The organism is Haloferax denitrificans ATCC 35960, from assembly GCF_000337795.1.
GTDB lineage: Archaea > Halobacteriota > Halobacteria > Halobacteriales > Haloferacaceae > Haloferax > Haloferax denitrificans.
Window position 1 is genome coordinate 254,765 of record NZ_AOLP01000017.1, and the last position, 20,997, is coordinate 275,761.

Below are 20,997 nucleotides of genomic sequence, written 5' to 3' on the forward strand. Positions count from 1 at the left end.
GAATCGCCCGCGATTTCAGCGCGAGCTACCCACCACTAAGTAATCCCTCCACGTTCTTCCACCCGATGTTCAAGACCCTCGACGACCTCGACCCGGAGCAGTGCGTACTCGTCCGACTCGACCTCAATTCGCCAGTCGAAAACGGCGAGGTCCAAGACAACCGACGGTTCGACCGCCACGCGGAGACCGTCCGCGAACTCGCCGAGGCCGGCCACCGCGTCGTCCTCATGGCCCATCAGGGTCGACCCGGCGACGACGACTTCGTCTCGCTCGAACAGCACGCCGACATCCTCGCGGGCCACATCGGCCGCGACGTGGGGTTCGTCGCCGACACCTACGGCGATGACGCCATCGCCGCCATCGACGCGCTCGAAGCCGGCGAGGTGCTCCTCCTCGAAAACACGCGGATGTGCGACGAGGAACTCCCCGAGGAGGACCCCGAAGTCAAGGCCGACACCGAGTTCGTCCGGACGCTCGCCGAGCACGTCGACGCCTACGTCAACGACGCCTACTCGGCGGCCCACCGCTCGCACGCCTCCCTCGTCGGCTTCCCGCTCGTGTTACCCGCCTACGCGGGTCGCGTGATGCAGACCGAGTACGAGGCCAACTCCTCTATCGCCACCCGCGAGTTCGACGGGCAGGTGACGATGGTCGTCGGCGGGACGAAAGCCACGGACGTCATCGACGTGATGAACAACCTCGGCGACAAGGTCGACCAGTTCCTCCTCGGCGGCATCGCCGGCGAGCTGTTCCTCCGCGCGGCCGGCAACGACGTGGGCTTCGACCTCGACGGCATGGACTTCTTCGACGACCAGTGGGAGGCGAACCGCGAGACCATCGAGTCGCTTCTCGACGAGCGCGGCGACCAGATTAAACTCGCCGTCGACCTCGCCTACGAGGACGAGACCGACGACCGCGGCGAAATCGCGGTCGCCAACATCACCGAGAAGGACCGCGCGTACCTCGACGTCGGCTCGATGACGGTCGACGAGTACGACCCCATCATCCGCGACTCCGAGGCCGTCTTCGTGAAGGGCGCGCTCGGCCTGTTCGAAGACGAGCGCTTCGCGGTCGGCACGACCGGCGTCCTCCGCGCCATCGCCGAGACCGACTGCTTTTCGGTCGTCGGCGGCGGCGACACCTCCCGCGCCATCGAGATGTACGGCATGGACGAGGACGACTTCGGCCACGTCTCCATCGCCGGCGGCGCGTACATCCGCGCGCTCACCGGCGCGCCGCTGGCCGGCGTCGAAGCGCTGAAGCAGGACTGAGTTCCCCGCACTCCCGTTTTTCTTCTCGGTGACCGCGTCGAAGCCGCGGAACAGACGTGTCACCCAACGTTGATAGCCGACGCCGCCGAACCGGCTCCCATGAAACTCGGCGTCGTCTCCGACACGCACGACAACCTCGATTACGTCGAAGCCGCGGTCTCGCACTTCGAATCCGAGGGCGCGGACGTGGTCGTCCACTGCGGCGACATCGTCGCGCCCTTCTCGGCCGCGCCGTTCGACGCGGACTTCGACTTCCACGCCGTCCGCGGCAACAACGACGGCGAGTGGGCGCTCCGCGAGGCGGTGGAGTCGTTCGGCACCTACCACGACGACTTCGCGCACCTGACGCTCGACGGCCAAGAGATAGCGGTGTACCACGGCACCGAGGCCGGACTGGTCGACGCGCTCGTCGAGTCCGGGTCCTACGACTTCGTCCTGCGCGGCCACACCCACGAGCGGGTGGTCGAACACCGCGGAAAGACGACGCACATCAACCCCGGCGGCCTGCCGATTCCCGGCGCTGACGACGAGTTCCACGTCGCAATCGTCGACCTCGACACCGGGAACGTGGCGTCGCGGTCGCTGTGAGAGCGGAATCGAGTGGGTGAAAAAGCCGCGACTGCGCCGCACCGTCCCGAACTGCACCGCACCGAACTGAGCAGGCGATTCGCCGACTAGTCGTCGGCGAACTCCGCGCGCGCCTGCTCAGCGAATCCAGACGGGCTACCGGAGATGCCGATTCCGAGCGTCCGGTCAGTGAGTTCCATGCTGGTCTTCTGGTCTTCGAGGTCGAACATCGCGCGGATGGCGTCGACGTTCTCCGGAATCACGTCGGACTGCTGGTGGATGGCCTGGAACAGATAGAGGTCTCGGCCGTTGACGCCGATGGACTCGCCCCACACGCAGTTTTCCCACATGTCGCCGCGCGGGCGGCCCGCGTCGAGCGCGAAGTCCATGAGCTTGCCCGCGCCGTCGATGCCCATCCCCTCCGGGATGACGTAGACGCGGTTCTCGCCTTCGAGCAGTTGCCGGACGTGCGCGCCGGTCACGTCGTCTTCGAGCGTGACGTTGAGCGCGTGGACGTGCATCAGCGTCGCCGGGACCTTCAGCCCGAGCGTGTCGATTTCGAGGTCCGGGAAGATGGTCTTCACGTCGGGGCCGTGGTGAGACGGAATCTTAATCGGGTTCGGCAGGATGTCGTTTATCGGCCCGCGGGAGTTCTGACCGGGGTCGCCGCCGCGGCGGACGAGCGTCGCCCGGACCTTCTCGACGCCGTACTCCTCTTCGAGCGGCGCGATGATGCGCGAGAGGCCGGTCGTGTTACAGGAGACGACGCGGACGTAGTCGGCGTCGCGGGCGGCGTCGAAGTTGGCCCGCGCGTTGAAGCTCACGTCCGCCACGTCGGCGTCCTCGCCGCCCTGGAAGATGGCGGGCGTGTGGTGCGTCTCGTACAGTTCGCGGTTCTCCGCGCCGATGCCGGACGGCGTGCAGTCGACGATGATGTCCGCCTCGGCGACCAGTTCGTCCACCTCGCCGGCGAGCTCGACTCCGGCCTCGGAAAACAGCGGCGAGCGTTCGGGAATCGCGGCGTACATCGGGTAGCCGCGTTCGCCCGCGGTGTGCGCTTCGAAGTTGGGCTGGGTCTTGGCCACGCCGATGAGTTCCATGTCGGGTTGCGCGTGGACCGCGTCGGCGACGCGCTTTCCGATTGTGCCGTAGCCGTTGACACCCACTCGTATCATGGGAGACAAACGACCGGGGCCGACTATAGTTATTTCGATGGTTAATACTTAGAAATTAACTCTCGGGCGAGTGAGTCCCTCGATTACCTCCGAGGCGAGTGAACCGACCGATTCGGGGCGACGGGGCGGGAACCGAGCGGGGGAAGCCGGATGGGAACGCCTAACAGCGCCGGCGGCGCAGGTGTCCACATGACCGAAGCCGACGCCGACCTCCGCGCCGCCAGCGAGACGGCGGTCCGCCAGTGTCTCGACCTCCAGCCCGACGAGTCGCTCGTCGTCGTCACCGACGACAAGCGCGAGCGCATCGGCGAGGCGCTCTACGAGGTCGCAAGCGAGGTAACCGACGACGCGACTATCGTCCGCTACCCGCCAGGGACCCAACACGGCGAGGAGCCGCCCGCGCCGGTCGCCGCCGCGATGCAGGCCTGCGACGCCTTCCTCGCGCCGACGACCAAGAGCCTGAGCCACACCCGCGCCCGCGGCGACGCCTGCGACGCCGGCGCTCGCGGCGCGACCCTCCCCGGAATCACCGAGGAGGTGTTCGTCACCGGTCTCGACGCCGACTACGACGCCATCTACGACCACAGCGCGGCGATGCTCGACGCCGTCGGCGACGCCGACGAACTCCGCGTCACGACCGAGAAAGGCACGGACATCACGTTCGTCCGCGGCGACCGCGAGTGGCTCGCCGACACCGGCGCAATCGCGGAGGCCGGCTCGTTTTCGAACCTCCCCGCGGGCGAAATCTTCCTCAGCCCCGCGTCCGCGACGGGCACCTACGTCGTCGACGGGACGATGATGCCCCACGGCCTCCTCGACGAGGGACGGGAACTCCGCTTCGAGGTCGAAGACGGCTACGTCACCGAGATTTCCGACGACGACATCCGCGAGCAGGTCGAGGCCGCGGCGGAGGAAGTCGGGCGGGACGCCTACAACCTCGCCGAAATCGGCATCGGAACCAACGTCGGCGTCACCGACCTCGTCGGCTCCGTCCTGCTCGACGAGAAGGCCGCCGGCACGGTCCACATCGCCATCGGCGACGACGCCGGCATCGGCGGCGACACCGACGCGCCGCTCCACCTCGACGGCATCATCCGCGAGCCGACGGTGTACGCCGACGGCGAGGAAGTCGACCTGCCGCGGCCCTGAGCGGGCGCACGCCGCGCCCGAGCCCGAGCCCGCAAGTCGGGCGGTCCGATCGGTCGGCTCGCCCCGTTCGCCGAGCGAGCGTCCTGCCACCGACTCCCACGCCGAGACGGAGAAAGGCGGCTTTTTACGGCCTGATGGGCTAGCGACCCGTATGAGCCTACCCGACGCCGGCGAGCGCGTCCCCCTCTCCTGTCCGACGTGTTCGCCCGACGAACCCACCGTCCACGAGGTGCTGAAGCCCGGCGGTCACTCGACCGTCCGGTGTACCGAATGCAGTCACGTCCACAAGGAGACGGTCGAGATTCCCGACGAGACCGAGATGAACGTCGTCGTCTCGCAGGACGGCGACTCCGTCTCGACCGACGTGCCCGTGCCGGTCGGCACGACCATCGAGGTCGGCGACGAGTTCATCGTCGACACGCCGGAGGCGATTCAGCTCGTGCGCATCACGGGCATCGAGGTCGGCCCCGAACAGCGCGCCGACGAGGCCGAAGTCGCCGACGTGAAGACCGTCTGGACCCGCGTCGTCGACAACGTCGCGGTCAACGTCACCATCCACCCGAAGGACGGCAAGCGCGAGGACACCCGGAGCGTCACCGTCAACGTCCCCGGCGACTACGAGTTCGTCGTCGGCGAGACGGAGGCGTTCGGCGACGAGGAGGTCGAAATCGAAGGCCTTGTCGTCCGCTCGGACGCCCCCGAGTACCGCCACGGCAAGCTCGACCACCCCGGCGACATGGTGTACGCGAAGGACGCGAAACGCGTCTACGCCCGCGACCAGACCTCGACCGCGTGGTCGGCCTGGTAAGGCGGAGCCGACGCCGAACCACTCCGACCCGCCGCCGACGGCCCGTCCCGCCGGCCCAACGCACGACCTTTTGTTTTCGGCCCCGTCGGTGCGACCATGCCTACCCGCGACCGGTCGCAGTCGTCGGTCGAATCGCTCGCGCTCCTGTGGGCCGCCCGCGAGAGCGGCATCATCGACGCGCTCACGACGAGCGCCGGCACCGCCGAGGCCGTGGCGGAAACGGCCGGAATCGACCCCCGAGCGGCCCGAATTACGGTCGAAGCGCTGGCCGCGATGGGCTTCATCAAGCGCGTCGGCGACGAGTACGAGATAACCAACCGCGCGCTCGGCTTCCTCGCCAAGCGCGACGTGCGCTCCATCGGTCGCCTCCCGCACGCGCTGGACCGCTTTTCCCTCTACGCCGACCTCCCGGAGACGATGTCGTCCGGCGAGCCGCCCGCGTTCCCGGCCGACTGGCTTCGGAACCGGCTCGGCGCGCACGACGCCACTGAGGAGTCGGTCGTCCGGGCCTGCGTGACCGCCGCGGTCCGCGAGGCCCCCGACGCGACGCGCGTCCTCGACCTCGGCGGCGCGTCGGGCGTCTTCGCCCGCGAGTTCCGCGCTCGCGGCCGCGACGTGACCCTCGTCGACGACGCGGACACCGTCGACGTCGTCCGACCGCTTCTCTCCCGTGCCGGCGTGGACCTCGTCGCGGGCGACCCGACCGACCCGCCGGCGTCGGGATTCGGCTTGGTCTTCGCCGGCGACGCCTTCGCCGGGCGCGACCCGAGCGAATCGCGGGCGCTCGTCGCGGGCGCGCACGACGCCCTCGAACCGGGCGGGTCGGCGGTGTTCGTCGACAGCCTGCACGGGCGGTGTTCGACCGACGCGACGGCCGGGCGAGCCGTGGACGCGCTCGCCACGGGTCGCGGCGACCTCTACGACGAGTCCGCGGTTCGCTCGTGGCTCGAATCGGCCGGATTCGACGGCTGTACGGTCCGAGACGTGCCGGGGACCGACCTGCAGGCGGTCGTCGGCGAGCGTGCGGTTGATTAGGACCGACCTCCGAGGTCGACTATGGACAACTCGGTGCTGCGCGACGACATGGTCGACGGCCTGGAGCACTCGCTTGAGTCGCTCCCCGAAGCCGTCGCCATCGCCATGCGCGGCGTCCCGCGACACGAGTTCGTCACCGACTCGCCGTATCAGAACCGCCCGACCGAGCACCGCGACACGAACACGACCATCCTCGCGCCGACGACGGTCGCGCGCCTGCTTTCCGCGCTCGACCCCCAGCCGGACGACGAGGTGCTCGTCGTCGGCGCGGGCGTCGGCTACACCGCCGCGGTCATCGCCGAAATCGTCGGCGACGCCCGCGTCCACGCGGTCGACATCACGCGCTCGCTCGTCTACGAGGCGCGCGAGAACCTCCAGCGCGCCGGCTACGGCGGCGTCCTCGTGGACTGCCGCGACGGCGCGGAGGGGCTGGCCGACTACGCGCCCTTCGACCGCATCCTCGTCGAGGCCTCGGCGGTCCGCCCGCCCGCGCGACTCCTCGCACAGCTCGCCGACGACGGCCGACTCGTCATGCCGAAAGGCGTCGGCGAGCAGACGCTCGTCGCCGTCGAGGACGGCGAGGTGGCCGAGTCGTTCGGCCCGCTGTCGTTCAAACCGCTCCTCGTCGACGGCGAACAGACGGGGAGCATCGTCAGAAACCGGACGCGACGCGAGGACCCCGAGTACGAGGGCCGAAGCTGGCACGCCGGCCACGGCTGGGAACAGGACTGGATAGACTGGGGCGGCCGCGGGTAGACGAACGAGCGGGAGGGTCGACGCGTCGGCCGGCGCGACAGTCACGATTCTCCGGGGCCGAGAACCGACGACACACGATTTAGCCGCAGAGCGCGTACCTAGGTATCGGTGAATCAAACCATGGAGAAGAACGTCGGCGGCTACGACCGTATCGCGCGCGCAATCCTCGGACCGGTGCTCATCGTCGTCGGGGCGGCGAGCCTCGCGGGCTTCCTGACCATCGCGGCGGGAACGCTCGGACTCGTCATCGCGGTCGCGGCGCTCCTCGTCGGAGCGGTCCTCGCGACCACGGCGGTCACCCAGAAGTGCCCGCTCAACGACCTGCTGGGCTTCAACACCTACGAGGGCGCGAAGACGACCGAGACCGAATCCGCGGGCAAGCCCCGCGCGCAGTGAGCTTTTCTTCGACACTCGAACTCGGCCCGACCGACGAGAGCGGTGACGCTGACCCGACCGTTATCAGATTGAATAACTAGCGGGAAACAGCTTTTGCGTCGCTCCAGAGACCGGACGTAGCGATGACGCCACCACTCCCGACGCGGGAACAGCTCCCGGACGACCTGCTCGAACGGGCCAACTGGGTCGGGTGGCGAACACGGACGTGCGACGGTGAGGAGCGGCCGGTCCCGTGCGACGCGACCGGCGACCCCGCGTCGGTGACAGACGCGTCGGCGCGGACGACGTTCGAGGAAGCCCTCGCGCGCGTCCGGCGCGGCCCCGCCGACGGCGTGGGCTACGTCTTCACCGACGACGACCCGTTCGTCGGTATCACGCTCGATAGGTGCCGCGACGGCGAGACCGGCGTGACCGAGGAGTGGGCGCGGGCACTCGTGGACCGACTCGATTCCTACGCGGAAGTGCGCCCCGCAGGGACGGGCTACCGCGTTATCGTCCGCGGGGCGCTCCCGCCGGGACGCACCCGAGCCGAAGCCCTCGAACTCTCGGACCGCGCGCGGTTCCGCCCGGTTACCGGCGACCGCGTCGGCGGCGCGCCCGCGGCGATTGCGGAACGGAGCGACGTGCTCGCGGCGGCTCACGGGGCGTACGTCGAATCCGGCCCCGACTCCGAACCGCCGACGCCGACGCCGGCCGGCCCGGTCGCAATGCCGGCCGACCCGGTCGAACCGGACGCGGACCGAGTCCCCGCTGACGCCCTCCTCGACGAGATGAGCGGTCCGGGCAACGACCTCGGCGACGACGAAATCGTCGACCGCGCCTCGACCGCCGTGAACCGCGTGACGTTCACCCGCCTGTGGCGGGGCGACGCGAGCGGCTACGACGACCGCGACGAGGCGGACGCGGCGCTGTGTTCGATTCTCGCGTTCTGGACGGCCGGCGACGCGCGACAGATGTGTCGCCTGTTTCGAGACTCCGGGCTCTTCCGACCGGCGTGGGACGAGGTCGCGTACGCCGACGGGTCGACCTACGGCGCGAAGACGGTCCTGCGAGCGATTCGGGAGACGAGCGAGTACTACGACCCCTCCGGCTGGTCGAGCGCGGTCCGGCGGTCGTCCACGCCGTCGGAGGGCAACCGGAGGCGGGACGGCCGCGACGACGACGCGACGAGCGACCCGAGAGGACGGCCGCCGACCCCGACCGACGCGCCGCCGATTGACGACCGCGGGGCGTTCGAGCGGTTCGACGAACTCCGGGCGTGGCTCGACGACGTCGTCGACGAAAACGAGCGGCTCCGCGGCGAGCTCGACGCGGAACGGGAGCGACGGCGCGACCTCGAAGCGCGGGTGAGCGAGGTCGGAGACGGGAGCGGAGACCGAGACGAAAACGCGGGACGCGGCTGGTCGCTGTTCGGCTGGCTCCGGCGGTGACCGTCGCCGTCTCGGCCGTGTTTTGAGCGCGGTTACGACTTGAGTCCGCTCCCGGTGAGCGGCACGACCACGTCGGCGTCGCGGTCGAGGACGCCCGAGAGCCGGAGTTCGCGGAGCGCCGCGGGCGCGACGGCGCAGGTCGGCTCCGTGTAGAAGCCGTGGCGGTGGAGCCGGTCGAGTTCGTCTTCGACCGCGTCGGCCGACAGGGCGATGGCGTCGCCGCCGGTGTCGTCGAGCGCCTCGTGAATCTCGGCCTCGCGGACGGGGTCGAGAATCTGGATGCCGTCGGCCACGTCGTTCGTCTCGTCGGCCGTGTGGTGGCGGGCGTCGGCGATGGGCGAGTAGCCGGCGGCCTGCGCGCCGTACAGTTCGGGCATCCGGTCGGTCCACCCCGCCTCGTAGAGCGCGCGGAAGCCGCGGTACGCGCCGAGGAAGAGCGTCCCGTGGCCCAGCGGCGTGACGACCGCGTCGGGGACCGACCAGTCGCGCTGGGCGGCGATTTCGTAGGCGACGGTGGCCGTGCCCGCGAAGAACGCGGGGTTCCACGCGTGGCTCGCGTACCACGCGTCGTCGGCCTCGACGGCCTCGACGCAGGCGTCGGTCACGGCCTGTCTGGAGCCCTCGATTCGGACCGGCTTCGCCCCGGCGCGCTCGATGGCGCGGACCTTCGAGGGCTTGACCGACGCGGGCACGTAGATTTCGGCGTCGATGCCGGCGCGGGCGGCGTAGGTGGCGACGGCGGCCCCCGCGTTGCCCGAGGAGTCCTCGACGACGCGCTCGACGCCGAGTTCGGACGCGACGGAGAGCATCGTCGTCGCGCCGCGGTCCTTGAACGACCCGGAGGGAAAGACGTACTCCAGTTTGAACGAGGCCTCCCACTCCGCGGCGTCGACGAGGGGCGTCATCCCCTCGCCGAGGCTGGCGTGCGGCTCCGTCGGGAGGAAGTCGTCGAACGCCCAGAGACCGTCGCGGTAGTCGAGGTCGGCGTCGGTCGGGTCGGCCGCCGACGGCGTCGGGTCGGTGGCGAAGTCGAGCGGCTCGCCGCAGGCACAGCGCCAGCGCCACGCGTCGTAGGTCTCGCCGCAGGCGTCGCACGCGAGTCGGAGCCGGGTCGGGAGTTCGGGTGATGTCGTCATGAACGTGAGTGGGTGGAGTCGGGGTGTCGGTAGCGCGGAGTCGGGGTGTCGGTAGCGCGGAGTCGGGGTGTCGGTAGCGCGGAGTCGGGGGTCAGTACGTGTCGAGGTCGATGCCGACGGAACAGACGTACTCGCCGGAGGCGACCTGCGGGAGGCGGCGCGCCCGCCAGAAGATGCCGTCGTGGTCGGCGGTGACGCGGGCTTTGAGCTTGCCGAACACGTCGGTCACCTCGAACACCACGTCGCCGGCGGAGACGCGCTCGCCGAGGTCGCGTTTGAACCGGACGAGGCCGCCGACCGGCGAGCCGTACTGGTCGAAGCCGCGGGCGCGGGTCTGGGCTTTCAGCTCCACGTCGCCGTCGAGGAAGTCGTAGCCGCGGAGGACGTTGTAGACGCCGCGGACGCCCTTCTCGATGCTCTCTTCGTCCCACCCGACACAGCCGCCGAGTTCGGGGTCGATAGTCGGGATGTCGGCGTCGGGGGCGGCGCGGGCGAGCTGGCCGTCGGGGCCTTTCTGGTCGAGGACGTAGCCGCAACCGAACGTCTTGGCGAGCCGGAGGCACTTGGCGTGCATCCGGTGGTGGCGGCCACAGCGGACGCGGACCTCGTCTATCATCCGGCTCGTCGAGCCCTGATGGAGGTCGACGATGAGGTCGGCGTCGCGGGCGGCGGCGAACGTCGCGGCCGCGATGCGCTCCGAGGAGGTGCCGCGCTCGTCGCCGGGGTACGCCCGGTTCATCTTCGTGTCGTCTATCGGATTGCGGTGCTGTGCGACCTGAAAGGCGTGGTAGTTGACGATGCCGACGACGAGAATCGTCCCGGAAATCTCCGCGGGGTCGAGTTGCGGGACGACCCGCTGGATGACGCCGACGCCGTTGAGTTCGTCTCCGTCCGAGGCCGCCTGCATGTAGAGCGTCTTGCCCGACGACGCGCCGTTGATGACGGCGACGGGCAGGCCGACGCTCCCGCCGTCGCGGGACTCGCCGACTTCGAGGCGGCCCACGTCCATCTCCCCGGGGGCCGCACTCGCCGTTCCCAAGGTAATCATACCGCCAACCTCGGACCCGTCTCCCTTTAGGGGTTCGGTCCGCTGAAGCCCCCGAGGAAAGCGTTGCCGCTATGGTCTCGCGGCCGCAACCGGCGAGCGTGACAGACGACGTTCCCGAACGGCCGCCGACGGGGGGACTGGTGCAGGCGCTGGACGTGCCGCGAAACGCCGCTATCGGGGCGGCCGCCGGTCTCGCCTTGGCCGTCGTCGCCTATCTCTTTCGGGTGCTCGAACTGTTCGGCCCCTTCGCCGGCACCCGCGAGTACCCGATACTCGGCCCCGAGGGCTGGTTCCTCCTCCTCGCGTTCGTCCTCGCGTCCGCGACGGCGTTGCTCGTCGCGACGGTGCTGACGCTCGTCTCCGCGTATCGGCTGAGTAAGACGCTCTGAGTCGTCGGTTACGGCGGTTCGGCCTCGGGCTCGGACTCGGTCAGGGCGGGGCCGGCCTACTCGTCGAACTCGCGCTCGTCGCCGACGAGTTCGCCCAGTCGCTCCGCGCCGGCGCGGGTCCCCTTGGCGATGATGAGGTCGCCGCCGTGGAGCCGCGTTTCCGACCCCGGCGAGACGACCCACTCGCGGCCGCCGGCCCGGCGGACCGCGATGACGCGCATCCCCGTCTCGGTCTTGACGCGCCGGTCGCCGAGGGTCGCCTCCGCGAGGTCGCTCGACGGGGCGACCCGCAGGCGGATGATGACCTCGTCGGACTCCTTGACCGCGGCGGCGACGACGGGGTGGGCGTCGATGCCGCGGAGGACGCCCTCGGCGATTTCGAGCGCGGCGTCGGAAATCATCTCGGTCGCGCTCGCCAGTTGGACGAGTCCGCGGAGCGACACGGGGTCTTCGACCCGGCTCGCCGCGCGGAGCGTCCACGCCTCGAACCGGGACTTGAGCGCGTCAACCTCGGCTTCGAGTTCCTCGACCTCCTCGGCGACGCCCTCGCTGTCGAACAGCACCGCGCCGTAGGCGAGGTCGACCGCGAGCTCGCTCATGTCCTTCATCAGGACGATGGAGTCGACGGCGCGTTCGAGGTCCTCGATGGTCGGCTCGGGCACGTCCGGCGGGTCGTACCGGAGCCCGGTGGCGGCCTCGTGGACGGTCTGGAGACCGTCGTCGCGGCCGCGGAGGAGGAGCACGTCGCCGGCGCGGAGCGTCGTCTCGTGGTCGGGATTCGTCACCCACTCGCCGGCGCGGTGGATGGCGACGACGCGGACGCCCGTCTCGGTCTCCATGTTGATGTCGCCGAGGTCGCGGCCCGCGTACGGCGACTCGTCGGTGAGTTCGCACCGAATCGTCGTCTCGACGGCCTCGGGGAGCGCCGCGCGGATGGCGTCCGGGAGGCCGATGTCCTCGATGACGACCTTGGCGATGTCGCCCGCGGCGTCCGAAATCTTCTCGGCCGCGCCGACGACGCCGAGGACGGGCGCGAGTTCCTCGGCGTCCTCGGGGCTACGAGCGGCCATCATCAGGCTCATGCGCGCCTGTAGCTGAAGGATGTCCATCCGCTCTTCGAGGTCGAGGACCTCGGCCGCGAGGTCGTCGTTCGCGTGGAGGACGGCGGAGTACGAGAGGTCGATGAGTAGCTCCGCGGTGTCTTTCATCTCGGCGAGGACGGCCTTGACGCTGACGGGCTCGTACTCGATGTCCTCCGGATTCATGCGCCCGCCTTCACGACGGGACGGCAAAAGGCTTGCCAGGAATAGTGGTGCCACCGTGGTTCGAGAGAACTACGCCGCCGACGTATATGACTGCGAGGGTCGCTCTAACGGCGCGCGCGGTGTCGCTGGGGATCCCCATATAAGAGCACCGGGAATAACGACGATTGTCGAACGCTGTTTTAGACACCGGTTTCCCGGGAAACCGCCGGACTGCGTTGCCTTCGTATGTGTATGGCGGTCGATAACATATGAGTGAAAACGATAACGCTTTTTTGATATGGTAGGCAACGTTCTGGGTATGTCAGGCGAACTGAAGCGGGGGCTGGAAGGTGTGCTGGTCACCGAATCGAAGCTCAGTTTCATCGACGGCGACGCGGGACAACTCGTTTACTGCGGGTACGATATCGAAGACCTCGCACGGGACGCAAGCTACGAGGAAGTGCTCTACCTCCTGTGGCACGGGGAGCTTCCGACGCGCGAGGAACTCGACGCGTTCTCCGACGAGCTCGCGGCCCACCGCGGCCTCGACGACGGCGTCCTCGACGTGGCGCGCGAACTCGCCGAGCAGGACGAGTCGCCGATGGCGGCGCTCCGAACGCTCGTCTCCGCGATGTCGGCGTACGACGAAAACGCCGACTTCGAGGACGTGACCGACCGCGAGGTCAACCTCGAAAAGGCAAAGCGCATCACGGCGAAGATGCCGTCGGTGCTCGCGGCCTACGCCCGCTTCCGTCGCGGTGACGACTACGTCGAACCCGACGAGAGCCTGAATCACGCGGCGAACTTCCTCTACATGCTCAACGGCGAGGAGCCGAACGAGGTGCTCGCCGAGACGTTCGACATGGCGCTCGTGCTCCACGCCGACCACGGCCTGAACGCCTCGACGTTCTCCGCGATGGTCACGTCCTCGACGCTTTCGGACCTCTACAGCGCGGTCACGTCGGCCATCGGCACGCTCTCTGGGTCGCTCCACGGCGGCGCGAACGCGAACGTCATGCGGATGCTGAAGGACGTCGACGACAGCGACATGGACCCCACCGAGTGGGTCGAAGACGCCCTCGACCGCGGCGAGCGCGTCGCCGGGTTCGGCCACCGCGTCTACAACGTCAAGGACCCCCGCGCGAAGATTCTCGGCGCGAAGTCCGAGGCGCTCGGCGAGGCCGCCGGCGACATGAAGTGGTACGAGATGTCGGTCGCCATCGAGGAGTACATCGGCGAGGAGAAGGGTCTCGCGCCGAACGTGGACTTCTACTCCGCGTCGACGTACTACCAGATGGGCATCCCCATCGACCTCTACACCCCCATCTTCGCCGTCTCGCGCGCCGGCGGCTGGATTGCGCACGTCCTCGAACAGTACGAGGACAACCGCCTCATCCGCCCCCGCGCCCGCTACACCGGCGAGAAGGGGCTTGAGTTCCCGACGGTCGACGAGCGATAGGCGACGAACCGAACGCGGCTTTTCTCCGTCCGATACCCCCGGAGCGACGCGTCGTCCGCCGGGGGCGCTCCCGCCGTCCGCCTGCCTCCGTCGGCCATTCGCCATCTGCCTCCGCCACTCGCCTGCCGCCGTCCGAGCGCGCGGCGCTCAGTCGTCTTCGCCAGCGTCGTCGATTCCGACGCTCCCGCGTTCGACCATGAGCGAGTCGGCGTGGCCCGCCCAGTCGGCGTAGTAGAACGCGACGAGCGCGAACAGTCCCATCCACGTGAACGACAGGACGATGCCGATTCGCGCGCCGAGCGGGCCGTAGTCGAACACCTCGACGAGCAGGTACGACAGCCCGACGAAGAAGCCGAACACCCCGGTCAGCCGGGCGACGAAGGGAATTCGGGTCGCGCCCGCGCCCTGTAGCGACCCGGAGAGGCCGACGAACAGCGCCAGCCCCGGCGCGGCGAGGCCGTAGGCGACGGCGAACTTCACGGCCCATTCGATGTCCGCACCGCCGCCGGAGCCGAGGAGGCCGACGACGGGTTCGGTGAACGCCGCGAGCAGGAGGCCGATACCGCCGACCGAGACGACGGACAGGAGCGCCACCGCCTCGCCCTGATACCGCGCGGCCTCGCTGTCGCCCGCCCCGAGGGCCTGTCCGACGAGGACGCTGGCGGCGACGTTGTAGCCGCGCGCCAGCGGGCTGGCGACCTGCTGGTAGACCCGGCGGCCGATTTGGAAGCCGGCGTTGACGGCGTCGCCGAAGCCGAGGAGGAGCGCGTTGAACGGGAACTCCGCGAGTTCGGCCGCGATGCCCTCGCCGACTCGCGGGGTGGCGATGCGAACGAGTTGGCCGGCGACCGTCCGGTCTCGGGGGCGGACCAGCGAGGTCGGCGACGCGGGGCGGGCGAGCGCGACGAGGAGCAGGCCCGCCGAGAGGACGTTGGCGGTGGAGGTCGCGAGCCCCACGCCGAGCACGCCGAGCGCCGGCAGACCGGCGAGGCCGAAGCCGAGGCCGACCGACAGCCCGATGTTGACGACGTTGGCGAGGACGTTGACCAGCATCGGCGTCCGGGTGTCGCCGACGCCCTGCAACGACCGCGAGCCGACGAGCGAGACCAGCCGCGCGGGCGAGGTAGCGAAGATGACCGCGAGATACGTCGTTCCCAGTTCGACGGCTCGGTCGCTCGCGGGGAACGCACCGATGGCCGCGTCGCCCAGCGTGAAGCCGAAAATCAGAAACGGGATTCCCGCGAGAAACGCGAGGACGAGCGCCGTCGAGATGGCCTCGCTTCGGTTGGCGTCCGCGCCGCTTCCCGTGTCCTGACTGGAGAGCGCGATTGCGCCGCCGCCGAGTCCGAGGCCGATGCGGAGCGGAAACCGGGCGTAGAGGTCGGCGAGGCCGATAGCGACGACGGCGGCCGGGGAGAGCGCCGCGGTGACGGCCACGTCGACGGTCCGCATCGCCGTCTGAGCGGTCTGCTCGGCCATCACCGGCCACGCGAGCGAGAAGATGCGCTTCCAGACCCGCCGGAGGCGACCGAGGTTCATGTCGAGGCCACGGACCTCGCGCAGTTGACGCTACCGGAAGCGGCGGTCCCGTCGGTCGATGCGACGTGCGAATGACGAGCGTCATACGCGGACGTCGGGTCGCCGCAGTCGTGCGGTTTCACTTTCACTCCGGGTGGGGGACGTTTATATGTACGGGGACCAGAAAGACAGTTGCACGTCACACGCGTGCATTCCCCCTTTCCCCTTTCACCGACCGGCCAGCGACGGCGACGGCGCGCGTTGCCGGGGCCGAGCCCGAGTTCTCAACCGACGACCGTGAGGGTTGACATCACGCCCCTGATGCGGACTAGTCCCGAACGATTAAACACAGACACGGGCGATTTCCGACCATGCTCACGCTTGCCGACGTACGCGCCGCCCGCGAGCGCGTCGAAGCGGTCGCCCGGCGGACACCGCTGGAGTACTCCCACACGTTCTCGGAGATGACGGGAGCCGAGGTGTACCTGAAGCTCGAAAACACCCAGCGCACGGGGTCGTTCAAGATTCGCGGCGCGACCAACCGCATCGTGACGCTCTCCGACGAGGAGCAGGACGCGGGCGTCGTGACCGCGAGCGCCGGCAACCACGCGCAGGGCGTCGCGCTCGCGGCGTCGCGGGCGGGCGTGAACTCGAAAATCGTCATGCCGGAGTACGCGCCGATTTCGAAGGTGAAAGCGACCGAGCGCTACGGCGGCGACGTGGTGCTCTACGGCAACGACTACGACGAGGCGCAGGCCAAGGCCCACGAAATCGAAGCGGAGGAGGGGCGGACCTACGTCCACGCGTTCGACGACGAGTACGTCATGGCCGGACAGGGAACCATCGGCCTCGAAATCGCCGAGGACTGCCCCGACCTCGACACCGTGGTCGTCCCCATCGGCGGCGGCGGCCTCATCTCCGGCATCTCGACGGCCATCAAAGAGCAGTTCCCCGACGCCCGCGTCATCGGCGTGCAGGCCGAACAGGCCTCCAGCGCCGCCGACTCGCTGAACAAGGGGTCGATTCAGACCATCGACGAGGTGGACACCATCGCCGACGGCATCGCCGTCCGCAGAATCGGCGACAAGCCGTTCGAAGTCATCCGCGAGCGCGTGGACGAAGTGGTCACCGTCTCCGACGAGGAAATCGCCGTGGCGCTCACCTACCTGCTCGAACGCGCGAAGACGCTCGTCGAGGGAGCGGGAGCCGTCGCGCTCGCGGCGCTCCTCTTCCAGAAGTTCGACTACGAGGAGGGCGAGGTCGTCGTCCCCGCGCTGTGCGGCGGCAACATCGACATGAACACGCTGACGACCGTGGTGATGCGCGGCCTCGTCGAGACGGGTCGGTACCTCAAGATTCGGACCGAACTGAAAGACCGCCCCGGCTCGCTCGAACAGCTCATCGGGATTATCGCCGCGGAGAAGGCGAACATCTACGCCGTCAGGCACGACCGCACCTCCCGGAAAATCGCGCTGAACGCGACCGAGGTCGAAATCGACCTCGAAATGCGCGGGCCGGACCACGTCGAGTCGCTCCTCGGCGAACTCCGCGAGGCGGGCTACGACGTGGAAGTCCTCGACTGACCGCGTCGCCGGCGCGGTCGGTCGGAACCCTCGTTCGAAGCCGACCGCTCAGACGAGTCGCGTGAGGCCCATGAACACGAGGAGCGCGCCGATACCCCGGTAGACCCAGACGGGGGCGTCGGACTCTCCGGACTCCTCCGAGGACGAGCGCCGGAGGAACTCGAACCCGAACGCGTGGATTCGCGCCGGGAAGGCGAGGTACGCGAGGCCGAGCGCCACGACCCCGACGGAGCCGGCCTGCCACAGGAGGTTCATGTGCCAAATCCGAACTGTTTGGGCATATGCCCGTCGGTCGGGGTGGTCGGGGTGGTTGTGGCAGTTGGGGGAGTCGAGGCGGTCGGTCGACGCGTCGGCGACCGGAGTCCGCCAGAGACGGGGCGCGTTTCGGGCGTGTGAGCGCGCGCCCGGCCCCCGGCGAACGCCCCCATTTTACCCGGTCGATTATGTCGAATTCGGGCCGTAGACACCGTCTACGATGATTTTCAGTTCGTGGGAAGCATGCGGGGATTGACCCTCCCCCAATACGAAGGCCTTTAAGAGGAGAGTCTCCGGTCCACCGTCCCCGCCCCCCGGTTCGCCCCGTCGTCAGCGACCCCGCACCCCAACCATGCTCGACCCAGTCATCGCCAGCCGGTTGCAGTTCGCGCTCACGACTATCGTCCACATCATCTTCCCCGTGATGAGCATGGGCCTCGCGCCCTTCCTCATCTACTTCACGTGGAAGGACATCCGCACCGACGACCCGGTGTACGAACAGCTCAGACGGTTCTGGACGAAGATTTTCGCCGTCTCGTTCGTCGTCGGCACGGTGACCGGCATCGTCCTCGAATTCGAGTTCGGGACGAACTTCGCGGCGTTCTCGACGGCGGCCGGCGAGCTGTTCGGCGGCCCGCTGGCGACCGAGGGGATGATGGCGTTCATGCTCGAAGCGACGTTCCTCGGGGTGTTCGTCTTCGGCCGCGAGAAGGTCTCCGACGCGCTCTACATGGTGTCTGCCGTCGCGGTCGGTCTCGGCACGTGGCTCTCGGCGGTGTGGATTCTCGTCGCCAACTCGTGGATGCAGACGCCGCGGGGGTACGAACTCGCGCGCGAGAGCGGCCAGCTCGTCGTCTCGCTCGTCGACCCCATCGCGGCGTACGCCAACCCGCGGTTCCCGTGGATGTTCGTCCACATGCAGAACGCCGCGGTGCTGTCGGTCGCGCTGTTCATGGCCGGCGTCGCGGCGTACCACGTCTGGCAACGCGGCATCAGCGCCGACGACGACCGCGAGGGCGCACGCTTCTGGCGGAAGACGCTCAAAATCGCGCTCGTCGTCCTGCTCGTGACCGCGCCGTTTCAGGCGATTCACGGCGACGCCTACGGCCGCCACGTCTACGAGACCCAGCCGCAGAAGTTCGCCGCCATGGAGGCCGTCTGGGAGACCGACAGCTACGTCCCCGAGTACATCTTCGCCATCCCGACGAGCCTCGACGGCATCACCGACCCGCGCGCGAAAGAGCTGTTCGGCATCGGCATCCCCGGCGGGGCGTCGTGGTTAGCAAGCGGGGGTGACCCCCAAGCCGAAATCACCGGCCTGAACGAGTTCGACACGGAAGCGCCGCCGGTCGCCATCGTGTTCTGGTCGTTCCGGCTCATGGTCGCCGCGGGGTTCTGGTTCATCCTGTTGGCGTTCTGGGCGGCCTACCGGTGGTGGACCGACGAGCTGTACGACGACGACCTGTTGCACAAGGCGTTCGTCGGGTCGTCGCTCCTCGGCATCTTCGCCGTCGAGGTCGGCTGGATAGTCACCGAGGTGGGCCGACAGCCGTGGGTCATTCAGGGCGTCCTCAGGACGAGTGAGGGGGTCTCGCCGGGACTTACCGGCTTCGAGGCGACGCTCACGCTCGCCGGCTTCGCCGTCGTGTACACCGGCCTGCTCGCGCTCTACACCTACGTGATTCGCCGCATCATCCGCGAGGGACCGCCGAGCGTCGACGAGACGGCGGCGGGTTCGGAGGCCGCCTCGCCCGCGGGGGTGACCGGCGATGACTGACTACGGCGCGTTCGCCACCGACCCGCTTTTCGGCCTGCCGTTGCAGGAGCTGTGGTTCGGGCTCGTCTTCTTCATCCTCGGGATGTTCCTGTTCCTCGACGGCTTCGACTTCGGCGTCGGAGCCATCTTCGCGACCCGCGACGACGACGAGGAACGCGAGACGCTTCTGGCCGCAATCGGCCCCTTCTGGGACGGCAACGAGGTGTGGCTCGTCGTCTTCGGCGGCGCGCTGTTCGCCGCGTTTCCGGCGGTGTACGCGAACCTCTTCAGCCGCCACTACCTGCTCATGTTCGCCATCCTCGGGGCGCTCATCCTCCGCGGGCTCGCCCCCGAGATGTACGAACAGCGCCACGACGAGGCGTGGCAGACGTGGTGGGGGCGGGCGTTCGTCGTCGGGAGCGTGAGCGCGCCCTTCTTCCTCGGCGTGTTCGCCGCCCACTGGCTCCTCGGCGTCGAGTCGCTCCTGTCGCTCCCCGGCGTCGTCGTCGGCCTCGCCGTCGTCGCGCTCACCGTCGTCGCCGGCGTCGGCTTCCTCGCGATGAAGACCCGCGGGAGCCTCCAGCGCGACGTGGCCGACTACGGCCCCCGGGCGATGGCGGCCTACCTCGCGCTCGTCGTCGTCACGCTCGGCTACCTCGTCGCCGTCCGCCCCGACCTCGGCGTCCTCGCGCCGGTGCCGCTGGCGCTCGTCGCCGTCAGCCTCGCCGCCGCCGCGGGCTACCTGCTCGCGCTCCGCGAGGGGCGATACACGCTCGCGTTCGGGACCGTCCCGGTCCTCGTGTTCGCGTTCGTCGCGCTCGTGGCGACGCTCATGTTCCCCTTGGCCGACCCCGCGACCGGGCTGACCGTCGCGGACGCCATCGTCTCGGTGCTCCCGCTGAACATCATGAGCGTCGCGTCGGCGCTTCTGTTGCCGCTCGTGTTCACCTACTTCGGCATCCTCTACTCGACGTTCAGCGGCCCCATCGAGACCGGCGAATCGTACTCCTGACCGACCAACATCGACCCTTCCCCCACAACCAATCCAACCATGGCTACGCTCCCCAACACCGAACCCACCGCCGAATCGCTCACCAAACCGCTGACCCTCCTCGGCCTCGGACTGGTCGTCGTCAGCGTCGCCGTCGCGGGGTTCGCCCTCCGGGACGGCGACGTGGTCACCGCGCTCGGGATGGGGCTGTTGTTCGCCTCGGGCGTCCTCACGACCGGTATCAGCCTCTCCGGGAAATCGGTGTAGCCCGGCGGACTTCGACAAGCCGTCCCCGCCGCGGACCCGGTCGTTCCACCCTATTTTATGGCGTCGTGGCGAAACCCACCGCGTATGAAGCGCGTCATCGAGACCGACGAAGCGCCGGCCGCGGTCGGTGCGTACAGTCAGGCGACGACCAACGGCTCGCTCCTCTACACGGCGGGGCAGATTCCGCTGACGCCGGACGGCGACCTCCTCGACGACGAGGACATCGCGACGCAGACGACCCAGTCGCTCGACAACGTGATGGCCATCCTCGCGGAGGCCGGCGCGGACGCGACCGACGTGCTGAAGACGACGGTGTTCCTCGCCGACATCGACGACTTCGACGAGATGAACGAGACGTACGCGACCTACTTCGACGAGGAGCCGCCGGCCCGCTCGGCGGTCGAGGTCGGCAACCTGCCGAAGGGCGTCGGCGTCGAAATCGAGGCCGTCGCCGTCGTCGACGAGGAGTAACGTGGCCCGCCGCGTCCGGTCCGCGGTCGCGTGGGGCACGGCGAGCCTCCTGCTCGTGGGCGTCCTCGCGCAGGGCGCGGTCCTCCTCGGACTCGGCATCGACGCGTCGTTCGGGGCGGTCGCCGCGGTGGCGGTCGCGTCCGGCGTCGCGGTCGGGTCCGTGACATACGCCATCGAACCGCGACTCGAACGGAAAGGAAGGGCTTAAATTATCCAGGCGGGAACGTTGCGTTGTAAGCCAGGATGGCCGAGCGGTAAGGCGCACGCCTGGAAAGCGTGTTCCCTCTGGGATC

At 69.0% G+C, this 20,997-nt stretch carries 22 protein-coding genes; 16 read left to right on the forward strand and 6 right to left on the reverse strand.

Annotated elements, in window-relative coordinates; translation table 11 throughout:
* Positions 1 to 65 precede the first annotated feature (65 nt).
* On the forward strand, positions 66 to 1,271 hold the full coding sequence (locus tag C438_RS14990) for a phosphoglycerate kinase (protein ID WP_004970481.1): 1,206 nt from the start codon (positions 66 to 68) through the stop codon (positions 1,269 to 1,271).
* A gap of 99 nt (positions 1,272 to 1,370) precedes the next feature.
* Positions 1,371 to 1,859, forward strand: a complete 489-nt coding sequence (locus C438_RS14995) for a metallophosphoesterase (RefSeq protein ID WP_004970482.1) — start codon at positions 1,371 to 1,373, stop codon at positions 1,857 to 1,859.
* Positions 1,860 to 1,945: 86 nt separating this feature from the next.
* Here C438_RS14995 and C438_RS15000 read toward each other — a convergent pair whose 3' ends face one another.
* Entirely contained in the window at positions 1,946 to 3,013 is a 1,068-nt protein-coding gene (locus tag C438_RS15000) for a type II glyceraldehyde-3-phosphate dehydrogenase (RefSeq protein ID WP_049918120.1), read from the reverse strand.
* Positions 3,014 to 3,202: 189 nt separating this feature from the next.
* Here C438_RS15000 and C438_RS15005 point away from each other — a divergent pair, with 189 nt between their 5' ends.
* The 6 genes from C438_RS15005 to C438_RS15030 all read left to right on the forward strand — a co-directional run bounded on the left by C438_RS15005 (position 3,203) and on the right by C438_RS15030 (position 8,587).
* A complete protein-coding gene (locus C438_RS15005; RefSeq protein WP_004970484.1) occupies positions 3,203 to 4,162 on the forward strand; it encodes an aminopeptidase in 960 nt (319 codons plus the stop codon).
* A 151-nt stretch (positions 4,163 to 4,313) separates the two neighbouring features.
* Positions 4,314 to 4,970 (forward strand): HVO_0476 family zinc finger protein, encoded by a 657-nt coding sequence (locus C438_RS15010; protein WP_004970485.1) that lies wholly within the window; start codon positions 4,314 to 4,316, stop codon positions 4,968 to 4,970.
* A 96-nt stretch (positions 4,971 to 5,066) separates the two neighbouring features.
* Entirely contained in the window at positions 5,067 to 6,005 is a 939-nt protein-coding gene (locus C438_RS15015) for a methyltransferase domain-containing protein (RefSeq protein WP_004970486.1), read from the forward strand.
* Positions 6,006 to 6,026: 21 nt separating this feature from the next.
* Complete coding sequence (locus tag C438_RS15020) at positions 6,027 to 6,761, forward strand: protein-L-isoaspartate O-methyltransferase family protein (RefSeq protein WP_004970487.1); 735 nt, start codon at positions 6,027 to 6,029, stop codon at positions 6,759 to 6,761.
* Between the two features lie 120 nt (positions 6,762 to 6,881).
* A complete protein-coding gene (locus C438_RS15025) occupies positions 6,882 to 7,157 on the forward strand; it encodes a YgaP family membrane protein (protein WP_004970488.1) in 276 nt (91 codons plus the stop codon).
* A gap of 122 nt (positions 7,158 to 7,279) precedes the next feature.
* Entirely contained in the window at positions 7,280 to 8,587 is a 1,308-nt protein-coding gene (locus C438_RS15030) for a phage NrS-1 polymerase family protein (RefSeq protein ID WP_004970489.1), read from the forward strand.
* Positions 8,588 to 8,619: 32 nt separating this feature from the next.
* Here C438_RS15030 and C438_RS15035 read toward each other — a convergent pair whose 3' ends face one another.
* Both C438_RS15035 and C438_RS15040 read right to left on the reverse strand, forming a co-directional pair.
* Positions 8,620 to 9,723: a pyridoxal-phosphate dependent enzyme gene (locus C438_RS15035; protein ID WP_004970490.1), complete on the reverse strand. Its 1,104-nt coding sequence runs from the start codon at positions 9,721 to 9,723 to the stop codon at positions 8,620 to 8,622.
* Positions 9,724 to 9,814: 91 nt separating this feature from the next.
* On the reverse strand, positions 9,815 to 10,771 hold the full coding sequence (locus C438_RS15040; protein ID WP_004970491.1) for a succinylglutamate desuccinylase/aspartoacylase family protein: 957 nt from the start codon (positions 10,769 to 10,771) through the stop codon (positions 9,815 to 9,817).
* A 71-nt stretch (positions 10,772 to 10,842) separates the two neighbouring features.
* On the opposite strand from C438_RS15040, the gene C438_RS15045 reads away from it, so the two are divergent.
* Positions 10,843 to 11,160 carry a DUF7536 family protein gene (locus C438_RS15045; protein ID WP_004970492.1) on the forward strand — a complete coding sequence of 106 codons (318 nt, stop codon included), beginning with the start codon at positions 10,843 to 10,845 and terminating at the stop codon, positions 11,158 to 11,160.
* 56 nt (positions 11,161 to 11,216) lie between these two features.
* Here C438_RS15045 and C438_RS15050 read toward each other — a convergent pair whose 3' ends face one another.
* Complete coding sequence (locus tag C438_RS15050; protein ID WP_004970493.1) at positions 11,217 to 12,425, reverse strand: potassium channel family protein; 1,209 nt, start codon at positions 12,423 to 12,425, stop codon at positions 11,217 to 11,219.
* A gap of 298 nt (positions 12,426 to 12,723) precedes the next feature.
* On the opposite strand from C438_RS15050, the gene citZ reads away from it, so the two are divergent.
* A complete protein-coding gene (citZ, locus tag C438_RS15055) occupies positions 12,724 to 13,863 on the forward strand; it encodes a citrate synthase (protein ID WP_004970494.1) in 1,140 nt (379 codons plus the stop codon).
* A 147-nt stretch (positions 13,864 to 14,010) separates the two neighbouring features.
* Here the strand turns inward: citZ and C438_RS15060 are convergent, their stop codons facing one another.
* Positions 14,011 to 15,402, reverse strand: a complete 1,392-nt coding sequence (locus C438_RS15060) for an MATE family efflux transporter (protein ID WP_004970495.1) — start codon at positions 15,400 to 15,402, stop codon at positions 14,011 to 14,013.
* A 350-nt stretch (positions 15,403 to 15,752) separates the two neighbouring features.
* Here C438_RS15060 and ilvA point away from each other — a divergent pair, with 350 nt between their 5' ends.
* Positions 15,753 to 16,964 carry a threonine ammonia-lyase gene (ilvA, locus tag C438_RS15065; RefSeq protein WP_004970496.1) on the forward strand — a complete coding sequence of 404 codons (1,212 nt, stop codon included), beginning with the start codon at positions 15,753 to 15,755 and terminating at the stop codon, positions 16,962 to 16,964.
* A 48-nt stretch (positions 16,965 to 17,012) separates the two neighbouring features.
* Here the strand turns inward: ilvA and C438_RS15070 are convergent, their stop codons facing one another.
* On the reverse strand, positions 17,013 to 17,219 hold the full coding sequence (locus tag C438_RS15070) for a hypothetical protein (RefSeq protein WP_004970497.1): 207 nt from the start codon (positions 17,217 to 17,219) through the stop codon (positions 17,013 to 17,015).
* A gap of 352 nt (positions 17,220 to 17,571) precedes the next feature.
* Here C438_RS15070 and C438_RS15075 point away from each other — a divergent pair, with 352 nt between their 5' ends.
* The 5 genes from C438_RS15075 (at position 17,572) to C438_RS15095 (ending at position 20,912) form a co-directional block, all read left to right on the forward strand.
* Positions 17,572 to 18,996 carry a cytochrome ubiquinol oxidase subunit I gene (locus C438_RS15075; protein ID WP_004970498.1) on the forward strand — a complete coding sequence of 475 codons (1,425 nt, stop codon included), beginning with the start codon at positions 17,572 to 17,574 and terminating at the stop codon, positions 18,994 to 18,996.
* A complete protein-coding gene (locus tag C438_RS15080; protein ID WP_004970499.1) occupies positions 18,989 to 19,987 on the forward strand; it encodes a cytochrome d ubiquinol oxidase subunit II in 999 nt (332 codons plus the stop codon). Before C438_RS15075 ends, C438_RS15080 begins: the two co-directional genes overlap by 8 nt.
* Positions 19,988 to 20,026: 39 nt before the next feature.
* A complete protein-coding gene (locus C438_RS15085) occupies positions 20,027 to 20,233 on the forward strand; it encodes a hypothetical protein (RefSeq protein WP_004044462.1) in 207 nt (68 codons plus the stop codon).
* Between the two features lie 84 nt (positions 20,234 to 20,317).
* Positions 20,318 to 20,704, forward strand: a complete 387-nt coding sequence (locus C438_RS15090) for a Rid family detoxifying hydrolase (protein WP_004970500.1) — start codon at positions 20,318 to 20,320, stop codon at positions 20,702 to 20,704.
* Between the two features lies 1 nt (position 20,705).
* On the forward strand, positions 20,706 to 20,912 hold the full coding sequence (locus tag C438_RS15095; RefSeq protein WP_004970501.1) for a hypothetical protein: 207 nt from the start codon (positions 20,706 to 20,708) through the stop codon (positions 20,910 to 20,912).
* Positions 20,913 to 20,997: the final 85 nt, after the last annotated feature.

What these genes read in the sequence shown, in the direction of transcription:
- C438_RS15070 (WP_004970497.1), bottom strand. Translation starts at nt 17,219, where the DNA reads ATGAACCTCCTGTGGCAGGCCGGCTCCGTCGGGGTCGTGGCGCTCGGC.
- C438_RS14990 (WP_004970481.1), top strand. Translation starts at nt 66, where the DNA reads ATGTTCAAGACCCTCGACGACCTCGACCCGGAGCAGTGCGTACTCGTC.
- C438_RS15040 (WP_004970491.1), bottom strand. Translation starts at nt 10,771, where the DNA reads ATGATTACCTTGGGAACGGCGAGTGCGGCCCCCGGGGAGATGGACGTG.
- C438_RS15060 (WP_004970495.1), bottom strand. Translation starts at nt 15,402, where the DNA reads ATGAACCTCGGTCGCCTCCGGCGGGTCTGGAAGCGCATCTTCTCGCTC.
- C438_RS15085 (WP_004044462.1), top strand. Translation starts at nt 20,027, where the DNA reads ATGGCTACGCTCCCCAACACCGAACCCACCGCCGAATCGCTCACCAAA.
- citZ (WP_004970494.1), top strand. Translation starts at nt 12,724, where the DNA reads ATGTCAGGCGAACTGAAGCGGGGGCTGGAAGGTGTGCTGGTCACCGAA.
- C438_RS15090 (WP_004970500.1), top strand. Translation starts at nt 20,318, where the DNA reads ATGAAGCGCGTCATCGAGACCGACGAAGCGCCGGCCGCGGTCGGTGCG.
- ilvA (WP_004970496.1), top strand. Translation starts at nt 15,753, where the DNA reads ATGCTCACGCTTGCCGACGTACGCGCCGCCCGCGAGCGCGTCGAAGCG.
- C438_RS15035 (WP_004970490.1), bottom strand. Translation starts at nt 9,723, where the DNA reads ATGACGACATCACCCGAACTCCCGACCCGGCTCCGACTCGCGTGCGAC.
- C438_RS15020 (WP_004970487.1), top strand. Translation starts at nt 6,027, where the DNA reads ATGGACAACTCGGTGCTGCGCGACGACATGGTCGACGGCCTGGAGCAC.
- C438_RS15050 (WP_004970493.1), bottom strand. Translation starts at nt 12,425, where the DNA reads ATGAATCCGGAGGACATCGAGTACGAGCCCGTCAGCGTCAAGGCCGTC.
- C438_RS15025 (WP_004970488.1), top strand. Translation starts at nt 6,882, where the DNA reads ATGGAGAAGAACGTCGGCGGCTACGACCGTATCGCGCGCGCAATCCTC.
- C438_RS15015 (WP_004970486.1), top strand. Translation starts at nt 5,067, where the DNA reads ATGCCTACCCGCGACCGGTCGCAGTCGTCGGTCGAATCGCTCGCGCTC.
- C438_RS15000 (WP_049918120.1), bottom strand. Translation starts at nt 3,013, where the DNA reads ATGATACGAGTGGGTGTCAACGGCTACGGCACAATCGGAAAGCGCGTC.
- C438_RS14995 (WP_004970482.1), top strand. Translation starts at nt 1,371, where the DNA reads ATGAAACTCGGCGTCGTCTCCGACACGCACGACAACCTCGATTACGTC.
- C438_RS15045 (WP_004970492.1), top strand. Translation starts at nt 10,843, where the DNA reads ATGGTCTCGCGGCCGCAACCGGCGAGCGTGACAGACGACGTTCCCGAA.
- C438_RS15005 (WP_004970484.1), top strand. Translation starts at nt 3,203, where the DNA reads ATGACCGAAGCCGACGCCGACCTCCGCGCCGCCAGCGAGACGGCGGTC.
- C438_RS15075 (WP_004970498.1), top strand. Translation starts at nt 17,572, where the DNA reads ATGCTCGACCCAGTCATCGCCAGCCGGTTGCAGTTCGCGCTCACGACT.
- C438_RS15010 (WP_004970485.1), top strand. Translation starts at nt 4,314, where the DNA reads ATGAGCCTACCCGACGCCGGCGAGCGCGTCCCCCTCTCCTGTCCGACG.
- C438_RS15080 (WP_004970499.1), top strand. Translation starts at nt 18,989, where the DNA reads ATGACTGACTACGGCGCGTTCGCCACCGACCCGCTTTTCGGCCTGCCG.
- C438_RS15030 (WP_004970489.1), top strand. Translation starts at nt 7,280, where the DNA reads ATGACGCCACCACTCCCGACGCGGGAACAGCTCCCGGACGACCTGCTC.